The sequence below is a fragment of the Fictibacillus sp. KU28468 genome, assembly GCF_026153615.1.
GTDB lineage: Bacteria > Bacillota > Bacilli > Bacillales > Fictibacillaceae > Fictibacillus_C > Fictibacillus_C marinisediminis.
Map to the genome: position 1 here is coordinate 1180053 of NZ_CP110666.1, position 16796 is coordinate 1196848.

The window sequence follows — 16796 nt, forward strand, 5'->3', positions numbered from 1 at the left end:
GAGAAATACTTTTTTTATGGAATGAACTAAAGATAATCTTAACAACTAGGGGAGAAGCAAATGAATACAGTAAAACAAAATAGTAACGCTTGGGATAAAAAAGTAGAAGAAGGTTCGACTTACACGAAGGAAGTTTCTAAAGAGATTATTGAAAAAAGTAAAATAGGAGAATGGAATATTACCGTTACTGCAGGGAAACCAGTTCCAAAAAGTTGGTTTCCTAGTTCTTTAAAAGGATTGAAGATACTCTGTCTAGCTTCAGGAGGTGGACAGCAGGGTCCTGTTCTAGCAGCCGCTGGAGCTGAAGTAACCGTAATGGATATATCAAAAAAACAATTAGAAAAGGATGATCTTGTAGCTAAAGAAAATGATCTAAATCTTACAACTATTCAAGGTGATATGTGTGATCTATCGGTATTTAATGATGATGATTTTGATCTTATTGTGCATCCAGTAGCAAACCTATTTGTTGAAGATATAACTCCTGTTTGGAAGGAAGCATCTAGAGTATTAAAAGACAAAGGCGTTCTTATAACGGGGTTTACCAATCCTCTATTGTTTATTTTTGATGATGAAGAGGATATGAAGGGTAATCTCGTTGTGAAAAACTCGATCCCTTCTTCAACGCTAGATCATATGTCTGATGAGGAAATAGCTGAACATTTAACAGCTAATAAGACTGTTGAGTACGGTCATAGTTTAGAGTCACAAATACAGGGGCAAATTGACGCTGGTTTCGTCATTGCAGGATTATATGAAGATGATTTTGGTGGAAGTAGACCACTAGATAAGTACATCAAATGCTTTGTAGCAACTCGAGCATTCAAAATGAATTTAGACATAAAGCAATAACATTTCTTATTAAACAATCGGGTGCGATTGTTGAAGAAATAAGATATTTAGCGGAGAAAACAAAGACCTTAGTATAAAATTTTTATACCAAAGTCTTTTTTGACTGAAGAGAAGATCGGTTATCAATTGATCTTAGCCATGCGCCCAAGAGGTGTCGAGTATCTCGGAAGCTCATTAACTCGGTTTACAAAATTTAACTACTCTACACTAAATCATCAACTCGTCATGAATGATTGTATACGGGCACTTAAAAATATTGCTGATAAAACTGGGCAACCATTTGAGTTCATTACAGAGCGTGAACTTAGGAGTGAATATATCGAGCAGAATTTTTCGAAAGCAGACCGGAGTTTGTACTTCTGGAGAATGGTGAAAGGATTGCATGTGAAGTAGAGCTCAAACGAAAATCTTCAAAGCGTTACATCGAAAAAATGAATCGTAACCGTAATGAAATTCTTAACGGTCAGTATAAACAAGTGAGGGTATTTGTGTGAGAACGAGAGCATACGTGATACCGTCATCTCTTATGCGCAGCAGACTGGAATAATCAGTAACATGCTGTAGCTGGAGTTGATAAGGAGGTTATTGCAATTTGCCGAAAAGCGATGAGGACTTAGGAATAGAATTCGCTGGAACACTTCAATATTGTGATGGCATGGTGGGAAAACCGAGAAGATATTGAAGTTGACGGTTATCCTAAAGCAAGAAATATACTATCAATGAAATTGTAGATCGAAGTTATAACATCGACCTTTGTGGCTTTCCTCACGAGGATGAAGTTTATTTAGAACCGACGGACTTGATTCAAGAATATCAAGAAAAGCGAGCTTCTCTTAATGCTAAAATAGACCATGTATTAGACCAAATTACTTCTATATTTGGAGGTAATTAAATGAATGCAAAGGAATTAAAGAACAGTATTCTTTAGCTTGCGATTCAAGGGAAACTTGTAGAACAGTGTGAAGAAGAAGGTAATGCGATTGAATTACTAGATAAGATTGAGGCTAAAAAAAAGCAACTCATTAAAGAAGGGAATTTATTCTTTAAATAGTAGGAGGGTTGATTTACTTGTCCCTTCGACCATTTGGTAACTTTAGCAACTCATCTGCTCATCTATGCTTCGGCAATGTGATTGCAGGATAGCTCATGAGACTAAAAGAGGGCATTGTTTTTGATTTACATACTAAGAATCTCCCAAATCAAAATTGATAAAGGTAATATTAGATTAATTGTTTATATAGAATTGATGCCTATGCTGATAGGCAATCCTCATGAGAGGCAGGATCATAATACAAAAAAGACCTCGCTTAGACTGAACTAAGCGAGGTCTAGCTTTTGCACTTTCTAATGTTCGGGGAATTCTCCAAGATCTCCCGACTCTAAATCCTTTTATTTCTCCACTGTTACTTTGAGAGTATAGACAGTTGCACTTTGCTGTTGAGATAAGGCGGAAATTTGTTCGGTTTGAGCGACGCTTTCTTCCGAGAATGCTGCTATCTCATGAATGGATTCTGCCGATTGAGAGGTTGCCTGACTGATTTCTTCAATTCTCTCAACAATGGAATCTACCTACTTCGTTAGGGAGGTTATGGCTTCAAAAATTTGATTGAATAACTCACCGCTGTTGGAAACTAATTCAACACCCTTGCCAATCTCTTCATTATCTTTATGGATCGATTGCAGCATAAGATTGCATTGCTCTGTAATCTTTTGAAGAATAGAATTGATCGTGATGACAGTATGCAATTAAATCCAAGAAAGAGATTTATCTGGTATTAAGTAGAATTTTATAATTATGAATCATGGAACAATTTCAAAAACAGTGCCTTGGTTAAAATCAGTCACTTTCATAGAGCCATAAACCCCTAAATATAGTCTGGTTTTATCCAGATTCGTTCCCAGATTAACAAAATAAGCTGATTGAGACCCAAAATTATAATCGGTTTTAATAACACTAAAATCATTTAGTTTACAATCTGTTTTTACCCTGGTATAAGCTAAAACCCCTCTAAACGGAGACTGAGATTCTTCTGCCCGGGCAAGATCGGTAAACACAACGCTTCCCATTAAATCGGGGATTCCATTCCCCATATAGACTTGCACTCCTGTAAGTGCAGTTCCTCCAAACTTATCGGGTCGGGGATCTTTATGAAAATAACTAGTCAAGGGCTGAAGACGCCTCACTGAAGTTTTTACTGCTTCATTGTAATAAGCCATTGTTTTCTCATCCAAAGTCGGATTTGCAGAGCAGCCTCTTATCATCGAAGCAGGAAAAGCACCTTCCCACCCTCGCCAGCCAAAGTTAATAAATCCTTCTTGGTCAGGTTCAGAATTCATTAAAGAAGCTTGAACAAGCTGAGTAACCGGGATTGGTTTGTAATCAACGAATGAAAAAATGGACTCTGCCAAATCCTGTCCGACATTTCCTGCATATTTGATATACTGATTATTAAACCTTTGAAATGAGATGCCTGGTATATTGCGAACCCCTTTGGCAATTACCGTAAGCGTTTCCTGAATAGGTGCGGGAAGTTCATTAAAACGTGTGACTGCGGGTGGATTATAGGTAAATGTATTCTTAACTACATCAATTTCAATTATTTTACCGGCGATTTCCATATCATCCTGGCTTAAATTAAATGGATCATAGCCTGATCCACCATCTCCGGTTGTTAAAACAAGTTTTCCTGTTTCAGGTGAAAAGTTTAAGCTATTGACACCATTATGATTAAAAAATGGTCTTCTTAAGTTAAGTAATGTCCGTCGTTTTTGAGGTTGACCATTCGATTGTAAAATCCATTCTTCAACGGTATCAATATGATCATATTGAGTTTCTCTATTTATCCATCTTAGGTTTAAAGTTCTGGGATCACACGGGTTAGGCATAAAATGATCAGGAAGAGCACCTGGACCTTGTGTTCCAGCTACTGAATAATGAAGATAAAACAGACCGTTATAATAAAATTCTGGATGAAACGCTAGCCCTAGCAATCCCCGTTCATCATATCCACTGCCTGAAACACCTAGTTCAGAATCGCCTAGTTTTATGATTCGCGGGCGAATATCTAAAAAAGTCCTTATAACGCCGTTTCCTATGTAAAAGATCTCTCCTACCTGGGTTGCAATAAATAATCTTTCAATTGAGTCACCCGGAAGTATAGTTGTTTTTAAAACAGTGGGTAAATTCACCTTACTTACAAGGGGCCGTAAACTAACCTTGACTTTAATCAACCAACTACACTCCTTCTTATTCTTTTCTTTTATAAGAATATGATTAGAATGTTCTATTAGTACAAAATTAGCGCCTGTGAATCTGAAAAAGCATTGCACCATTTTCCGCACCCGCGTACTTAAACTAAAGGGTGCTTTAATTTAAGATTCAGCTGCCTTTAGATGGTATGTCAACGGTAAAAGAATAGATGTTTTTGGAAAACACGCACAGCAACTAAAAAAAGCAAAGGGTGATCTAAAAAACGCCATCCAAAGTTATAACTTGGGTGATGGATTTATAGATTGCGTGAATCAAAGAGACGGTCATTACACCAAGGAACTTGCCATAAATTTAATTGTGTAAATAAGGATTGGAGTTATACGTTTTTAATTTGTTACATAGATATATTCAGATGTATTTCAAGTAAGAGGAGGGGTTCTGTGCACGAGCATGATATTGAACAAATAGAATGGAATGAAAGAGTTCTTCATCGACATCAATATGCCACGGAAACGACGATAAATAATGGACATTCCCACAACGTACAGGGAACAACAACACCAGTAAATAACACCATTACTCATGTTCATTACTATGAGGGAAAAACCACTTTTGCAAATGGGCATGTTCATGGATTTTCAGGAGAGACGGGACCTGCTGTCCATCTGGGCGATGGGACCCATTATCATGAGTTTTCTGGAACAACCACCTTTAATAACGGACACGTACATTATTACTCGGGAAGGACAGGAAGGAACATAAATGCTTAAATTCTAAAATGTAAGAGGGAAGCAAAATCACTGAAGTTGAAATGTACTTATGAAACGTTGGAGAACTTACTTACTACACTGTCCAAAAATCAAGTTAGAAAAGTATAACGGCCTTCGGTGGCCGGTAAATGATGAGCATCCTGAAGGTACAACTGGACTATATACTGATTTTAAATTTCATACAGCAGCAGAATATACCCAATGCTTTAATGGCGGGTATAAAAGGCCCCAGAACGAGTTCTTACAAACCCTTCTGTTTTTCCTTTTATCGCTTCATTTATACCCGCAGTTTTCTGCTCTTCAGGTTTGGGTTGTTCATTGTGGGAGTACATCAGTCAAACGGAATGTCAAATATCGTACCTTAACAACGCCATTTGCTATTTTGGGGTTATATCACTGAGTAGCTCTGTTCAACGTATTGTAGTGCTCGCAGGAAAAGATGACGGCATCCCCAATTTTGTGTTTCTCGGATTTCTATCATAATAGCCAAGATAATGGTTTCAAATGTTAAACGGACAGTAATTATTTCTTCCGCTCTAACACGTCATGTTCAAGCTTTACGAGCAATTAAACTGCCAAAAGGTAATAACGCTTTCTACAACGAAATATTGACCTTTTAAAATAGCTGCTGCCATATAATCTATTTTGCCTGATTGTATCGTTGCTCCACTTCTCTCCAATTCACGATTTGAATTGCAGGTAGCAGGCATGTTCCCGAACAACTAGAACAAGCAACGGAATAACATCCCATTGAGTCAGATTCTGATGCCTTTCAGCAGTAGGCATAAAAAAGGGGCTGTCCAGAAAGTCGAAAATTAACCTTCAGGCAGCCCCTTTTTGGCTTGGAAAATCTTCAGTGAAAAGTTAATTGAAGTGGAAGATGCGAGACTCCTCGAAAATGAACTTCACATTTTCTTCGTGCGATAAAAAGCTGCCGGAGCCTTCCTTGTCCTGCGGGACTAGCGTGACAGGTGAGACTCCCTCCGGTGCTTGCACCAAAAAGCAGGCGTTCACGCCGGCAAGGCTCACCGCACGCCCCGCGAAAGTAGGCGTTTACGCCGGTAAAAGCGAGCAGCCTGGAACGGAAATCAACAGCTTACAGACTTCTTGGACAGCCCCTTTTTTTAAGCTCCGCTTTCCTTTGGATCACTCTTTGATTTACTACCCTTTTTAGAACGATATTCTTTTCCTTTGTTATCATTCCCACTCACAAACTCACTGCTAAATTCTTGATTGTATTGTGCTTGTGGTGAACCTTGGTTTTGGCTTCCTTTGCTGCCATTGCGACTTGTCATTTCATTCCCTCCTTTATTCAAAAACTTCCTTCTTAGTATTGCTTATACGTTGCCTTTTACTCTTTGTTCATTATGAAGCAGAAAATTATATTGCTTGTTATTGAAAGCCGGGATGGCTGATGCTCCTATCCCTTGAATGGCTCAAAAGATAATCCGTTTACCATTTCTTTTTCCTTAATTTATTTACATGTGTATGTTTTAAAGGGATAATACATCTTCTAACTATCTTCCAAATCAACTTTATGTTAGTATAAATTCACTCAAAACATTAATATAAATATGTTTTATTAGGTATTCTCGCGTGCCGATTGAGTTTGAAAAACTTGATACCGTTCTGAAAATGAAAAAGGGAAAAACGTTGATTTATCAAGGTTTTTCCATCTCTTTAAAACATTTTGAAAACGGCAATTAATCAAATTCGAGATGGAAGGTTCTATCGGCTAATATAGCAAATCAAAAAGCGAACGCCACTAGGGGTTCGCTTTTTTTTACATAATGAAATTTTGGGGAATAGAGAGAGTAACCATTCATAATGAGGAGAAGGCCTATGATACTGATTGGAGTAACAGGCTGGGGGGACCACCAGTCTTTATATCCGGAAGGGACGAAATCCACTGAAAAATTAAAACTGTACAGCGGCTTTTTTCCGGTTGTGGAAGTTGATTCCTCCTTCTATGCCATCCAGCCGTTAAAAAATTATCAAAAATGGATAAAGGACACACCGGACCGTTTTTCGTTTATCATTAAAGCCTACCAAGGAATGACGGGACATTCTCGTGGCAAGATACCTTTTGAATCGACAAAAGAAATGTTTGATTTATTTAAAGCTTCCATCCAGCCTGTGATCGAGTCAGGTAAGATGAAGGCAGTGCTTTTTCAGTATCCGCCTTGGTTTGAATGCAATAAGGAAAGTGTACAGATGCTAAGGTTTACGAGGGAAATGATGGAGGGCATCCCGGTTGCTCTTGAATTTCGCCATCAATCATGGTTTATGCCTGAAATGAGAGAAAAGACGGTGGAGTTTATGAGAGAAGAACGCTGGATTCATACGATTTGTGATGAACCTCAAGCGGGCCAGGGATCGGTCCCTGCTGTAATCGAACCAACGTCTTCAGCGCTTACCATCATTCGAATGCATGGAAGGAATGTTCATGGCTGGAACAATCACGGCCAGGAAAACTGGAGAGAAGTTCGGTATTTATATCGGTACAATGATAAAGAACTTGCTGAATGGAAGCAGCATGTTGAAAAATTGAGTGAAAAGTCTAAGGAGATCGTCATATTGTTCAACAACAATTCTGGAGGCGATGCTGCAGATAACGCCAGGAAGTTTATCGATATGCTGAGCCTTGATTATGAAGGGCTATCTCCGAGACAGCTTGATTTGTTTTAAAAAGGGGTGGCACAACCCCATTTGGTTTATACTGATTAGTAACAGTCATTCGATTTCATAGTGAAAATGACGCATGAAATGGCCTGCTGCTGATAATTAGGGCAGGTTCTTAAGGTTCAGGGGGCAATATGCTAAATACATTAAAAATTTATCACACCAATGATGTACACAGCCATTTTGAATATTGGCCGCGTATCGTAAAGCAGATAAAAACAGGCAGGGCAGAATTTCCCGCAAAAGGACAGTCCTTGCTTTATTTTGATTGCGGGGATTTTATGGACCGTGCCAATTCGCTGACAGAAGGAACGCTTGGACAAGGGAATACGCTCCTTCTTAATCAGGCTGGTGCAGATGCGGTAACTATCGGAAATAATGAGGGAATCACACTTACAAAAGAGGAACTTTATTCTCTTTATACCGAAGCTGATTTTCCGGTACTGGCAGCAAACCTTTTTAATGAAGAGGGAGAACGCCCTCATTGGGCAAAAATTTCTGAAGTGTTCACGACAGAGGATGGAATTCGAATAGGGGTTACGGGAGCCACGGTAGCTTTTCAGGCTTTTTATCACTCTTTAGGGTGGCGGGTGGAAGATCCGTTCAAGATTCTGCCTGAGATTATCGCTGATTTGAAAAACAGCTGTGATCTTGTCATTGTACTCTCGCATCTAGGATTAAACTTTGATGAAAGAATGGCCCAGGAAATAAGCGGAATTGACCTTATCCTCGGTGCCCATACACACCATGTGCTCCCAGAAGGAAAAAGGATAAATAGTACTTTGATCGCACAAACTGGAAAATTCGGTCAGTATCTTGGTGAAATCAATATTCAGTATGATGCATCCACAAAAAAAATTGCATCAAAACAAGCAAGACTGATTGAACTGACAGATATAGCAGAGGACAATCAAGGTGCCGAGCTTCTGGATGAACTGAAACAAAAAGGAGAAAAAGTCCTGGAGAGGGAAGTAGCCGTATTAAGCGAACCTCTTCATGTTTCATGGTATGAGCCATCACCTTTTGCACAGCTGATGGCGGACGCACTTAAAGAGTGGTGCAACACCTCCTATTCCATGGTTAATTCGGGAACACTTCTGGAAAGTCTGCCTGCTGGCCCTGTCACAAAAGGAGATCTGCATCGGATTTGTCCACATCCGATTAATCCGTGCATTGTCGATCTGACTGGTGATGAGATCAAGGAAATTGTCCATGCGGGTTTAAGCCGTGAGATGATCCATAAAGAGGTTAAGGGATTCGGATTCAGAGGAAAGGTCATGGGCCGTATGGCGTTTTCAGGCATCACTGTGGAAGAAGCGGTACTTGAAGATCAGCAGTCTCATGTTAAAAACATTTGGCTGAATGGTGAACCTGTAATAGATGGGGGGATATACAAGGTTGCCGTCATTGATATGTTTACGTTCGGCAAGCTTTATCCAGCGATCGCAAGAAACAAAACAAAAACATTTATGCTGCCTGAAACACTTCGTGATCTGCTCGAATGGAAGCTTAAGAAGATGAATGGGCAGTAGTGGACGCACTCTTTCCCCTCTTGTACATACCATATAGGAGGAAAGGGGGGGAAAGCATGATTGAATTAAACCCGGTAATCATTGACGGCCACCCATTTACAGCGGTAACCGTCCAGCTGCCGAAAACAAGCCTGCTTGCCGTGTATAATGACAAAGGGTATATCATGTGCGGGGCTTTGGATGTCGCCCTCTTGAATGAAAAGCTCTCAGACCGAAAAATTATTGCAGGCCGAGCAGTAGGTGTACGAACCATAGATCAACTGATTAATGCGCCGCTGGAATCCATTACAACAGAAGCGTATGCCATTGGGATCGAGGCAGGAATGTCCGGAAGGGATGCCTTGCTGAAGATGGTATAAAGAAAAACTGTACTCCATCCCTGGGTACAGTTTTTTAGATTTTATAACGGTCCCTCATAAGCTTAAGCGAGATGAGGTTAAAGCAGAGAACTCCGCTCATGATCTGAATGCGCTTTGTATTGCTCGTCAGAATGTATACTAATAATAGGTAGATTCCGCTTACAAAAAAGGCGATTTGCAAGTAATACATCCACTGTAAAAGCCTTCTGAAATCCAAGGTCATCCCCCCTGTATTTCAATACCAAGTTAACTCCACATTCAGTATAACAATGATATGAAGAAAATGGATAAATTTTTTATAATTGTAATTAAATTGAGACAAACTTTTCCGGCTAGAAACACCGAACCATTTAGTGTAGGATAGTAGTAACGAAAAGAGAGGTGTTCGGCTGAAATGAAACAATATTTGAATCTGCTTCAAGATACCCTTGAAAATGGGACAAGAAAAGAAGACCGTACAGGAACAGGAACGATCTCTGTTTTTGGAAGGCAAATGCGATATAACCTTGAAGAGGGATTTCCGGTAGTGACCACGAAAAAACTTCATTTGCGGTCCATTATTCATGAGCTTCTCTGGTTTCTAAAAGGAGACACGAACATAGGCTACCTTCATGAAAACGGAGTGTCAATCTGGGATGAATGGGCAGACGAAAATGGTGATCTGGGACCAGTTTACGGCCATCAGTGGCGTTCATGGCAGACTCCAAGCGGCGAAACGATCGACCAAATTTCCAATCTCATTCACGACATTAAGCATAATCCGGATTCCAGAAGGCTTTTGGTTTCGGCATGGAATCCTTCCGATGTTCCAAAAATGGCTCTTCCGCCATGCCATACCCTTTTTCAATTTTATGTTGCTGACGGAAAATTATCCTGCCAGCTTTATCAGCGTTCAGCGGATCTTTTTCTAGGCGTTCCGTTTAACATTGCATCGTATGCGCTGTTAACCCTGATGATTGCTCAAGTATGCGGCCTGAAGCCAGGCGAATTTATACATACGGTCGGTGATGCTCATATCTATTTGAATCATTTGGATCAGGTGAAACTGCAGCTGACAAGAGAGCCTAAACCGCTGCCCTTGATGAAGATAAATCCAGAAGTGGCTTCTATCTTTGATTTTAAATATGAGGATTTTGAGCTCGTGAATTATGAGCACCATCCGAGGATTAAGGGCGAGGTATCAGTATGATTTCTTATGTGTTCGCTATGGACGAGAACCGATTGATCGGTGATCGCAATGGCCTCCCTTGGCACCTCCCGGCTGATCTGCAGCACTTTAAAAGAGTAACGATGAAAAAGCCGATTGTTATGGGCCGCAAAACGTTTCAATCCATAGGAAAACCGCTTCCGGGCCGTGAAAATATCATCCTGACGAGAGATGAATCATTTCAAGCGGAAGGCTGCACTGTCATTCATTCGATAGACCAGGCACTGGAGCGGCCGGAAGAAGAAGTATGTGTCATTGGCGGTGCGGAAGTTTTTTCATTGTTTATGCCGCATGTCCAACGGATGTATATCACGAAGATTAACGAAAGCTTTCATGGTGACACATATTTTCCTGAATATGATGAATCCGAATGGAAGCTGGTCTCCGAAACACCGGGAATTGTAGACGAAAAAAATAAATATTCCCATGATTTTCTTGTGATCGAAAAAATATAGCAATATATGAAAAAGCCACCCGTTTTGTACCAACGGGTGGCTTTTTTATTAGCGATGCAATCGTGCTGCAGTCCGCTCCTGTCGTTCCCAGGCTCGGAGGTACGGGTAGGGATCAAAAGCCCACTCCGTATACCCGTTATCTCTATACATGCCATAGTGCAAGTGAGGCGGGAATTTTCCGGACGTGCCTGGCGGGCCATACCCGGAGCTTCCCACATAGCCTACGACCATTCCAGGCTGTACGATTGATCCTTTTTCAATGGATTTGTTAAAACTGGAGAGATGCGCAAAATAATGATAGACGTTATTGATGTCTCGGATTCCGATCCGCCAGCCGCCAAAACGGTTCCAGCCTTTTATCTCAACGATTCCGTAAGATGTTGCTTTTACCGGCACACCGTAGTCAGCAAAGATGTCTGTCCCTTCATGAATACGCAGGCCGCCATATCCCCTTCGGTCACCCCAAGTGTTTTTGAAGCTGTAATTCGAACGAAGAGGGACGACGAAAGCATGCTGGTTCAATGCGACTGTTCCATAGGCTTTGTAAATTTGGGCATTCTCCATAATGATGCTGACAGCCTTATCCCGTCTATAGAATTCCCATAATCCAATTTTAAAATTTTCTTGATCAAACCCGTATTTCTGGATAATGTTCGCAAACGTGTACAGCAAATCCTCGTCATTGTTCCTATCGGCGACTCCATCATTATTCCCATCCATCCCTGCACCGCCAAATATTCGAATGGAATCAGGGCTTTTGTCCTCCATGTTTGGATTTAACGGTCCTGACCATTGAATAGGGGAAAAATAAATGCCGACAAGTCCGGAAGCATCAGGAAGATCCCTTCGGGCACGCCGTACGCTTCGTTCGTACTGATCGACACCAGCGAAGTAGTACCAGGGAATGCTCGATACCGTTTCCATCTTTTTATATAGTGCCAGCCGCTGTACATCTTCTTTATTATAGGTTGGTGCGGCCAAGGCCTCCCGCTCAGGAAAAATAAAACCGATCAAGGAAGCAAACAAGAAAAGTCTTAGCCATTTTTTCATGGTGAGTTCTTCAACTCCTTTCCTGAATCATATCCTTAGTTTGGTTGGGAAAAGAAATTTCATATTATATAAATGATGGAAATATCATGGATTGGAGTTTTCCCGCCAGTTATGTTAAAGTTTCTAATGTATCTCTACCTTTTAAAGCACAAGATTTTTTTGTGCAGGACGATGAATTGGAGTGAGGATTTTGGCTAAGAAAGAAGAGCACATCCGTAAACCGGAATGGTTAAAAATAAAGCTGAACACAAACGACAACTATAAAGGCCTCAAAAAAATGATGCGCGAAAAGAAGCTACATACCGTTTGTGAAGAAGCGCGTTGCCCGAACATCCATGAGTGCTGGGCAGTAAGAAAAACGGCAACCTTCATGATTCTTGGTGACGTGTGTACCCGTGCCTGCCGTTTTTGTGCAGTAAAGACGGGATTGCCGACAGAACTGGATCTGCAGGAGCCGGAACGCGTAGCGGAATCTGTTGAACAAATGGGATTGAAGCATGTGGTCATTACCGCTGTGGCCCGTGACGATCTGAAAGATGGAGGTGCAGCTGTTTTTGCGGAAACCGTTAGAGCGATTCGCAAGCGCAATCCGTTCTGTTCCATTGAAGTTCTTCCTTCCGATATGATGGGCGTTCAAGAAAACCTGGAAACTTTAATGGATGCCAAGCCTGATATCATGAACCACAATATTGAGACGGTAAGACGCTTGACACCAAGAGTCAGAGCCCGTGCGACGTATGAGCGCACACTTGAGTTCCTGCGCCGTGCAAAAGAAATGAACGAAAACATTCCTACAAAATCGAGCATTATGATCGGCCTCGGGGAAACAATGGAAGAAATCATTGAAACTTTTGATGACCTTCGTGCCAACAATGTCGATATCGTTACCGTTGGACAATATTTGCAGCCGACAAAGAAACATTTAAAAGTTCAAAAATATTATCATCCAGACGAATTTGCGGAGCTTCGCAAAATTGCTCTTAGCAAAGGATTCAAACATTGTGAAGCAGGCCCGCTTGTCCGTTCCTCCTACCATGCAGATGAACAGGTGAATGCTGCCAACAAAGCGGTTCAAAGCAACTAATTAGAAAAAAAGCCGGATGTAAATGTGTCCGGCTTTTTTGTTTTGGGTGAGTAATTGTAGAACGTTTACGCTTTTCTTATTTGCTTATCATTTTTCGCCTTTCATTTCCCCGTTCTGATTCTCGCCATCGCTTACTTTGTATCCTTGCGGAGATTTTTTCATCTGTGCAACCAATCGGTCGATGATGCCCTCGGCGTTTTCAGTATCATAGTTGATGGAGCGGTACTGCTCGAGTTTGCCGATCATGCCTTTTTTATCTGAAACGTATACATGGTAGTAGCGGGGGACGACGGAAAAAGCTGTTTTTTTAACATTATCCGCCATGGCCATCCGATTTTTGCTGGTTGTTTCGTAAGCCATGAGGACTTCTTCATCTGTAACCAAAACAGCCATATCTTTAATGTTCGGCAGGCGTACAGCCATGTCAGTAATCATGTCAGCCAGTTTTTGGCGATCCATTTTCGGTATTTGATTGGCAGAGAGGGGCTTTCTGTTCTCTCCCTTATATTCATGTCGCACATAGCCGAAGTCCCCGTATCTTCTGTCGGTTCCCATCGTATTATTATCATTTTTGTAATTTTTGTAGCTGGTGTTGGAAAATTTATAACCGCTTGTTGTTTCTTTTCTCGTGTCATCATTCGAGCAGGCAGCGGTAAACAGGGTAAAGGATAGGATCATTAATGCAGCAATTTTCTTGTTCATGTGATTCACCTCCTTATCCTTAGGTTGACCACAATAAAAAACTTTTTACAAAGAAATTGTTGGCTGTATTTTTATGGGACATGGTAAAATATAAAAGTGAGGTGAGTTCATGATTTGTATTGGTGAGCATTGCTACGAACTGATAGAGAATAATAAAGAGGCCTTTGATGAGGAACTGCTCAAATCAAGGTACAGCGAAATTTTACATAAATATGATTATCTTGTCGGTGATATCGGCTATGAACAGCTCAGGCTGCGCGGCTTCTTCGAAGACGGACATGATAAAGCGACATATGACACGAAGATCAGTACGCTTCCGGAATACATTTATGAGTATTGTAACTTTGGCTGTCCTTATTTTGTGCTAAAGAAAATAACCCCCTGATGAACAAGGGGTTACTTATCCTGCCTTATTTATAATTTTGGTATGGTTCTTCTGTATCTTCTCCAGGATCATCATGCGTCGGATGGGCACCGGGATATTGGCGTTCCATGCCGGCGTGAAGATTTTTATATTCATAGTTGAAGGCGCTGTAATACCGCTGATTTTCTTCCCAGGGAGTAGATTTTCCAAGCTTTGCATTAATGGGAGATCCGTATGGTCCTTCAGGCAAGTCTTCAGGCAGAACATAGCGCCTGCGGGTTTCCACATTAGAGAAATCCGTATAGGTTTTTTTATCCTTGTTATACAAAATAACCATTCCCTTCAGGCAGGTTAAGGATAGAAGGCATCTATCCTTTTTTAAACTGCCCATGAAATGGCTTTTTTTGTGTGGGTAATTTTCCCGAAAAACTATAGTGTTTCGTATAGGAACTCCCGAAGCTCCTGTGCATCTTCCTCATTAAGCTGGAAAACATGCTCCAAGTATCCCTCTTCTTCAAGGTCATCTTCTCCTATGATGGAAAAACGGCTTCCCTGCAGATCGAGTATCAGGCTCTTGCCGTAATGTCTTCCTGTTTTTACAATGGCGAGGTCAAATCGGGTATTCGTTCCCATAAAACTTACGAAGCGTGTCTCGGATTTCTCGGTATCGTCATACAGAAAAAAGCGTTCTTCTGCCACATTCAGTCCTCCTTGCCGCAAGGGCTTTCCTTCTTTCTTCCCCATGATAGCAGACAAGCCGGTATAAGAAAATAGGAGGCTCCTTCCGTAATTCTCCTTGAATTTTGTGATAAACTAATAAGGACTATGCAGAATGACAAGGCAGGGTGATACATATGTATTTTGTTGACAGGAAAAAAATTGAACACCATTTAGTATATCTGGAATCATTGCATCAGCAGGCAAAGAAACTGGCCGGCAAGGAAGGCGATGTAGAAAAGCTGGCTCTTGAACGAGCGGCTCACGTTATCATCGAAAGTATGATCGATGTGGGTAATTCGATGATCGATGGCTTCATAATGAGGGATCCGGGCAGTTATGAAGACATATTGGATATCCTTGAGGATGAAAAAGTGATCACCGCGCAAAATGCGAAAGGATTGAAAAAGGTCGTATCACTCCGCAAAATGCTTGTCCAGCAATTTGCGAGTGCCAGCCATTCTGAAATTTCCGAGGTCCTTTTGGAGAATTCTGGATCGATCGAAAGTTTCCCTGCCGATGTGAGGCGTTATATTGAACAAGAATTGGGGCCTGTTTCTGCATTTTTGCCTGAAGAGGAGCAGAAGTAAAAGCTGCTATCCCTATTTCTAAACATTTTTGTTTAGAATGTACTTTTGCTAGCAAATGCTGTAAGATAGGGGTAAGGAAGGTGATTGTTAATGGCTATGGCTAATAACACCTCTACCCGTTCTGAAATCATTCATATGCTTAAGCGATATAGAAAATTGACGGTTACTGAAATGGCCAGCCGCCTTGGGATTACCGAGATGGCTGTCAGGCGCCACTTAAATACATTAGAGAGAGACAGGCTCGTTGAAACCACCCTGGTCCGCCAGGCCATGGGACGGCCGCTGAATGTGTATCAGCTCTCCGAAGCTGCGGATGAACAATTTCCGCGCAACTATTCGGGGCTGACCGTTGAATTTATGAGAGACATTCAGGAGATTGCCGGTGAGAAAGCTGTGCATGAATTGTTTGTCCGCCGGGAAAACCGCTTAAATGATAAGTATAAGAAACGGATGGAGAATAAGAGCTTTGAGCAAAAGGTGGCCGAACTCGCCGACATTCAAAACGAAGCCGGCTATATGGTCGAGTGGGAAAAAACAGAAGACGGCCAGTATGAATTAAAAGAATTCAACTGCCCGATTGCCAAAGTAGCAAATGAATATCAGAATGCCTGCTCATGTGAGCTTTCTTTATTCCAGAGAATGCTGGGTACAGACCATGTGGAACGCACAGAATGTCTTGCTAAAGGCGGCTCGTATTGCAAATATTTGATTTCTGAAGAGAAAAACGCATAAACCCTACTGGCTGATCCGCCAATAGGGTTTATTTTTTTGTTGGATTTTTACGATCATCCGCCCTTTATTCTTTCCTTCTGTTGTCGCACGAAGGACGTCAGGTAGAGCTCTTCGAGGGTGATCTCTTTTTCCATCGTCTCGCTGGCCACACTTTTTCTCTTACTGGAGCAGGGCAGAAGACAGATATGGTATTGCTGACTGCAGCAGAAAATAAAAAATACAAAGTTTCGAACATCGGACCGGGGGAGCGTGCCAAAAACTTTGCCCCTTCCTTATCGTGAAAAAAAGTGTTGACTTCAACATTAAAGTTCAGTATTATTCAAAATAACTTAATATTCAGATGTATCTTATCCAGAGAGGTGGAGGGACTGACCCGATGAAACCCGGCAACCAGCAGAAATGCATGGTGCTAATTTCAGCAGAACACGCAAATGTTCTGAAAGATGAGAGCCGACGGTGAAAACTGCGACCTCTTCTTTTAGAAGAGGT

The 16796-nt window shown here is 41.2% G+C and carries 21 protein-coding genes and 1 riboswitch; of the genes, 12 read left to right on the forward strand and 9 right to left on the reverse strand.

The features are described 5' to 3' along the window. Positions 1-60 precede the first annotated feature (60 nt). The gene (locus tag OKX00_RS05975; protein WP_265409794.1) at positions 61-852 is read left to right on the forward strand and encodes a class I SAM-dependent methyltransferase; all 792 of its coding nucleotides are present in this window, start codon (positions 61-63) and stop codon (positions 850-852) included. Positions 853-2421: 1569 nt separating this feature from the next. On the opposite strand, the gene OKX00_RS05980 is transcribed toward OKX00_RS05975, so the two are convergent. Beyond that, a complete protein-coding gene (locus OKX00_RS05980) occupies positions 2422-2598 on the reverse strand; it encodes a hypothetical protein (protein WP_265409795.1) in 177 nt (58 codons plus the stop codon). A 54-nt stretch (positions 2599-2652) separates the two neighbouring features. Next, positions 2653-4083 (reverse strand): PQQ-dependent sugar dehydrogenase, encoded by a 1431-nt coding sequence (locus tag OKX00_RS05985; protein ID WP_265409796.1) that lies wholly within the window; start codon positions 4081-4083, stop codon positions 2653-2655. A gap of 247 nt (positions 4084-4330) precedes the next feature. Between OKX00_RS05985 and OKX00_RS05990 the strand changes: the two genes are divergently transcribed. Together OKX00_RS05990 and OKX00_RS05995 are read left to right on the forward strand one after the other, a co-directional pair. After that, the gene (locus OKX00_RS05990) at positions 4331-4426 is read left to right on the forward strand and encodes a lysozyme family protein (protein WP_265410480.1); all 96 of its coding nucleotides are present in this window, start codon (positions 4331-4333) and stop codon (positions 4424-4426) included. A gap of 77 nt (positions 4427-4503) precedes the next feature. Then, positions 4504-4833 carry a YmaF family protein gene (locus tag OKX00_RS05995; RefSeq protein WP_062233152.1) on the forward strand — a complete coding sequence of 110 codons (330 nt, stop codon included), beginning with the start codon at positions 4504-4506 and terminating at the stop codon, positions 4831-4833. Positions 4834-5697: 864 nt separating this feature from the next. Here OKX00_RS05995 and OKX00_RS06000 read toward each other — a convergent pair. Next, positions 5698-5862 (reverse strand): hypothetical protein, encoded by a 165-nt coding sequence (locus tag OKX00_RS06000; protein ID WP_265409797.1) that lies wholly within the window; start codon positions 5860-5862, stop codon positions 5698-5700. 95 nt (positions 5863-5957) lie between these two features. Next, entirely contained in the window at positions 5958-6128 is a 171-nt protein-coding gene (locus OKX00_RS06005) for a hypothetical protein (RefSeq protein ID WP_053357289.1), read from the reverse strand. A 547-nt stretch (positions 6129-6675) separates the two neighbouring features. Between OKX00_RS06005 and OKX00_RS06010 the strand changes: the two genes are divergently transcribed. The 3 genes from OKX00_RS06010 to OKX00_RS06020 all read left to right on the forward strand — a co-directional run bounded on the left by OKX00_RS06010 (position 6676) and on the right by OKX00_RS06020 (position 9406). Further along, positions 6676-7521, forward strand: coding sequence for a DUF72 domain-containing protein (locus OKX00_RS06010; RefSeq protein ID WP_265409798.1), 846 nt, complete (start codon positions 6676-6678; stop codon positions 7519-7521). A 128-nt stretch (positions 7522-7649) separates the two neighbouring features. After that, a complete protein-coding gene (locus OKX00_RS06015; protein WP_265409799.1) occupies positions 7650-9047 on the forward strand; it encodes a bifunctional metallophosphatase/5'-nucleotidase in 1398 nt (465 codons plus the stop codon). Between the two features lie 56 nt (positions 9048-9103). Continuing rightward, complete coding sequence (locus tag OKX00_RS06020) at positions 9104-9406, forward strand: YunC family protein (protein ID WP_062233161.1); 303 nt, start codon at positions 9104-9106, stop codon at positions 9404-9406. 34 nt (positions 9407-9440) lie between these two features. On the opposite strand, the gene OKX00_RS06025 is transcribed toward OKX00_RS06020, so the two are convergent. Then, positions 9441-9623 (reverse strand): hypothetical protein, encoded by a 183-nt coding sequence (locus OKX00_RS06025; protein WP_062233164.1) that lies wholly within the window; start codon positions 9621-9623, stop codon positions 9441-9443. A 177-nt stretch (positions 9624-9800) separates the two neighbouring features. On the opposite strand from OKX00_RS06025, the gene OKX00_RS06030 reads away from it, so the two are divergent. Together OKX00_RS06030 and OKX00_RS06035 are read left to right on the forward strand one after the other, a co-directional pair. Next, entirely contained in the window at positions 9801-10595 is a 795-nt protein-coding gene (locus OKX00_RS06030) for a thymidylate synthase (protein WP_062233167.1), read from the forward strand. Then, positions 10592-11068: a dihydrofolate reductase gene (locus OKX00_RS06035; protein ID WP_265409800.1), complete on the forward strand. Its 477-nt coding sequence runs from the start codon at positions 10592-10594 to the stop codon at positions 11066-11068. Before OKX00_RS06030 ends, OKX00_RS06035 begins: the two co-directional genes overlap by 4 nt. A gap of 48 nt (positions 11069-11116) precedes the next feature. On the opposite strand, the gene OKX00_RS06040 is transcribed toward OKX00_RS06035, so the two are convergent. Continuing rightward, a complete protein-coding gene (locus OKX00_RS06040; protein ID WP_053357296.1) occupies positions 11117-12118 on the reverse strand; it encodes a M23 family metallopeptidase in 1002 nt (333 codons plus the stop codon). A gap of 190 nt (positions 12119-12308) precedes the next feature. On the opposite strand from OKX00_RS06040, the gene lipA reads away from it, so the two are divergent. Then, the gene (lipA, locus tag OKX00_RS06045) at positions 12309-13202 is read left to right on the forward strand and encodes a lipoyl synthase (RefSeq protein ID WP_053357297.1); all 894 of its coding nucleotides are present in this window, start codon (positions 12309-12311) and stop codon (positions 13200-13202) included. Positions 13203-13289: 87 nt separating this feature from the next. Here the strand turns inward: lipA and OKX00_RS06050 are convergent, their stop codons facing one another. Beyond that, complete coding sequence (locus tag OKX00_RS06050; RefSeq protein WP_265409801.1) at positions 13290-13904, reverse strand: YhcN/YlaJ family sporulation lipoprotein; 615 nt, start codon at positions 13902-13904, stop codon at positions 13290-13292. 109 nt (positions 13905-14013) lie between these two features. Between OKX00_RS06050 and OKX00_RS06055 the strand changes: the two genes are divergently transcribed. Next, positions 14014-14289: a YutD family protein gene (locus OKX00_RS06055; protein WP_053357299.1), complete on the forward strand. Its 276-nt coding sequence runs from the start codon at positions 14014-14016 to the stop codon at positions 14287-14289. Between the two features lie 25 nt (positions 14290-14314). Here OKX00_RS06055 and OKX00_RS06060 read toward each other — a convergent pair whose 3' ends face one another. Together OKX00_RS06060 and OKX00_RS06065 are read right to left on the reverse strand one after the other, a co-directional pair. After that, complete coding sequence (locus OKX00_RS06060; protein ID WP_175501776.1) at positions 14315-14605, reverse strand: hypothetical protein; 291 nt, start codon at positions 14603-14605, stop codon at positions 14315-14317. Positions 14606-14697: 92 nt separating this feature from the next. After that, entirely contained in the window at positions 14698-14967 is a 270-nt protein-coding gene (locus OKX00_RS06065) for a DUF3055 domain-containing protein (RefSeq protein WP_231689220.1), read from the reverse strand. A 155-nt stretch (positions 14968-15122) separates the two neighbouring features. Here OKX00_RS06065 and OKX00_RS06070 point away from each other — a divergent pair, with 155 nt between their 5' ends. Continuing rightward, positions 15123-15575 (forward strand): DUF86 domain-containing protein, encoded by a 453-nt coding sequence (locus OKX00_RS06070; RefSeq protein ID WP_265409802.1) that lies wholly within the window; start codon positions 15123-15125, stop codon positions 15573-15575. A gap of 90 nt (positions 15576-15665) precedes the next feature. Continuing rightward, on the forward strand, positions 15666-16307 hold the full coding sequence (locus OKX00_RS06075; protein WP_091003332.1) for a helix-turn-helix transcriptional regulator: 642 nt from the start codon (positions 15666-15668) through the stop codon (positions 16305-16307). 344 nt (positions 16308-16651) lie between these two features. After that, positions 16652-16757, forward strand: a riboswitch (SAM riboswitch). Positions 16758-16796 lie beyond the last annotated feature (39 nt).

Excerpts from the sequence above, each read along its gene's own strand:
- OKX00_RS06070 (WP_265409802.1), top strand. The coding sequence starts at position 15,123 with ATGTATTTTGTTGACAGGAAAAAAATTGAACACCATTTAGTATATCTG.
- OKX00_RS06040 (WP_053357296.1), bottom strand. The coding sequence starts at position 12,118 with ATGAAAAAATGGCTAAGACTTTTCTTGTTTGCTTCCTTGATCGGTTTT.
- OKX00_RS05975 (WP_265409794.1), top strand. The coding sequence starts at position 61 with ATGAATACAGTAAAACAAAATAGTAACGCTTGGGATAAAAAAGTAGAA.
- OKX00_RS06010 (WP_265409798.1), top strand. The coding sequence starts at position 6,676 with ATGATACTGATTGGAGTAACAGGCTGGGGGGACCACCAGTCTTTATAT.
- OKX00_RS06030 (WP_062233167.1), top strand. The coding sequence starts at position 9,801 with ATGAAACAATATTTGAATCTGCTTCAAGATACCCTTGAAAATGGGACA.
- OKX00_RS06050 (WP_265409801.1), bottom strand. The coding sequence starts at position 13,904 with ATGAACAAGAAAATTGCTGCATTAATGATCCTATCCTTTACCCTGTTT.
- OKX00_RS06020 (WP_062233161.1), top strand. The coding sequence starts at position 9,104 with ATGATTGAATTAAACCCGGTAATCATTGACGGCCACCCATTTACAGCG.
- OKX00_RS06015 (WP_265409799.1), top strand. The coding sequence starts at position 7,650 with ATGCTAAATACATTAAAAATTTATCACACCAATGATGTACACAGCCAT.
- OKX00_RS06060 (WP_175501776.1), bottom strand. The coding sequence starts at position 14,605 with ATGGTTATTTTGTATAACAAGGATAAAAAAACCTATACGGATTTCTCT.
- OKX00_RS06005 (WP_053357289.1), bottom strand. The coding sequence starts at position 6,128 with ATGACAAGTCGCAATGGCAGCAAAGGAAGCCAAAACCAAGGTTCACCA.
- OKX00_RS06055 (WP_053357299.1), top strand. The coding sequence starts at position 14,014 with ATGATTTGTATTGGTGAGCATTGCTACGAACTGATAGAGAATAATAAA.
- OKX00_RS06035 (WP_265409800.1), top strand. The coding sequence starts at position 10,592 with ATGATTTCTTATGTGTTCGCTATGGACGAGAACCGATTGATCGGTGAT.
- OKX00_RS06075 (WP_091003332.1), top strand. The coding sequence starts at position 15,666 with ATGGCTATGGCTAATAACACCTCTACCCGTTCTGAAATCATTCATATG.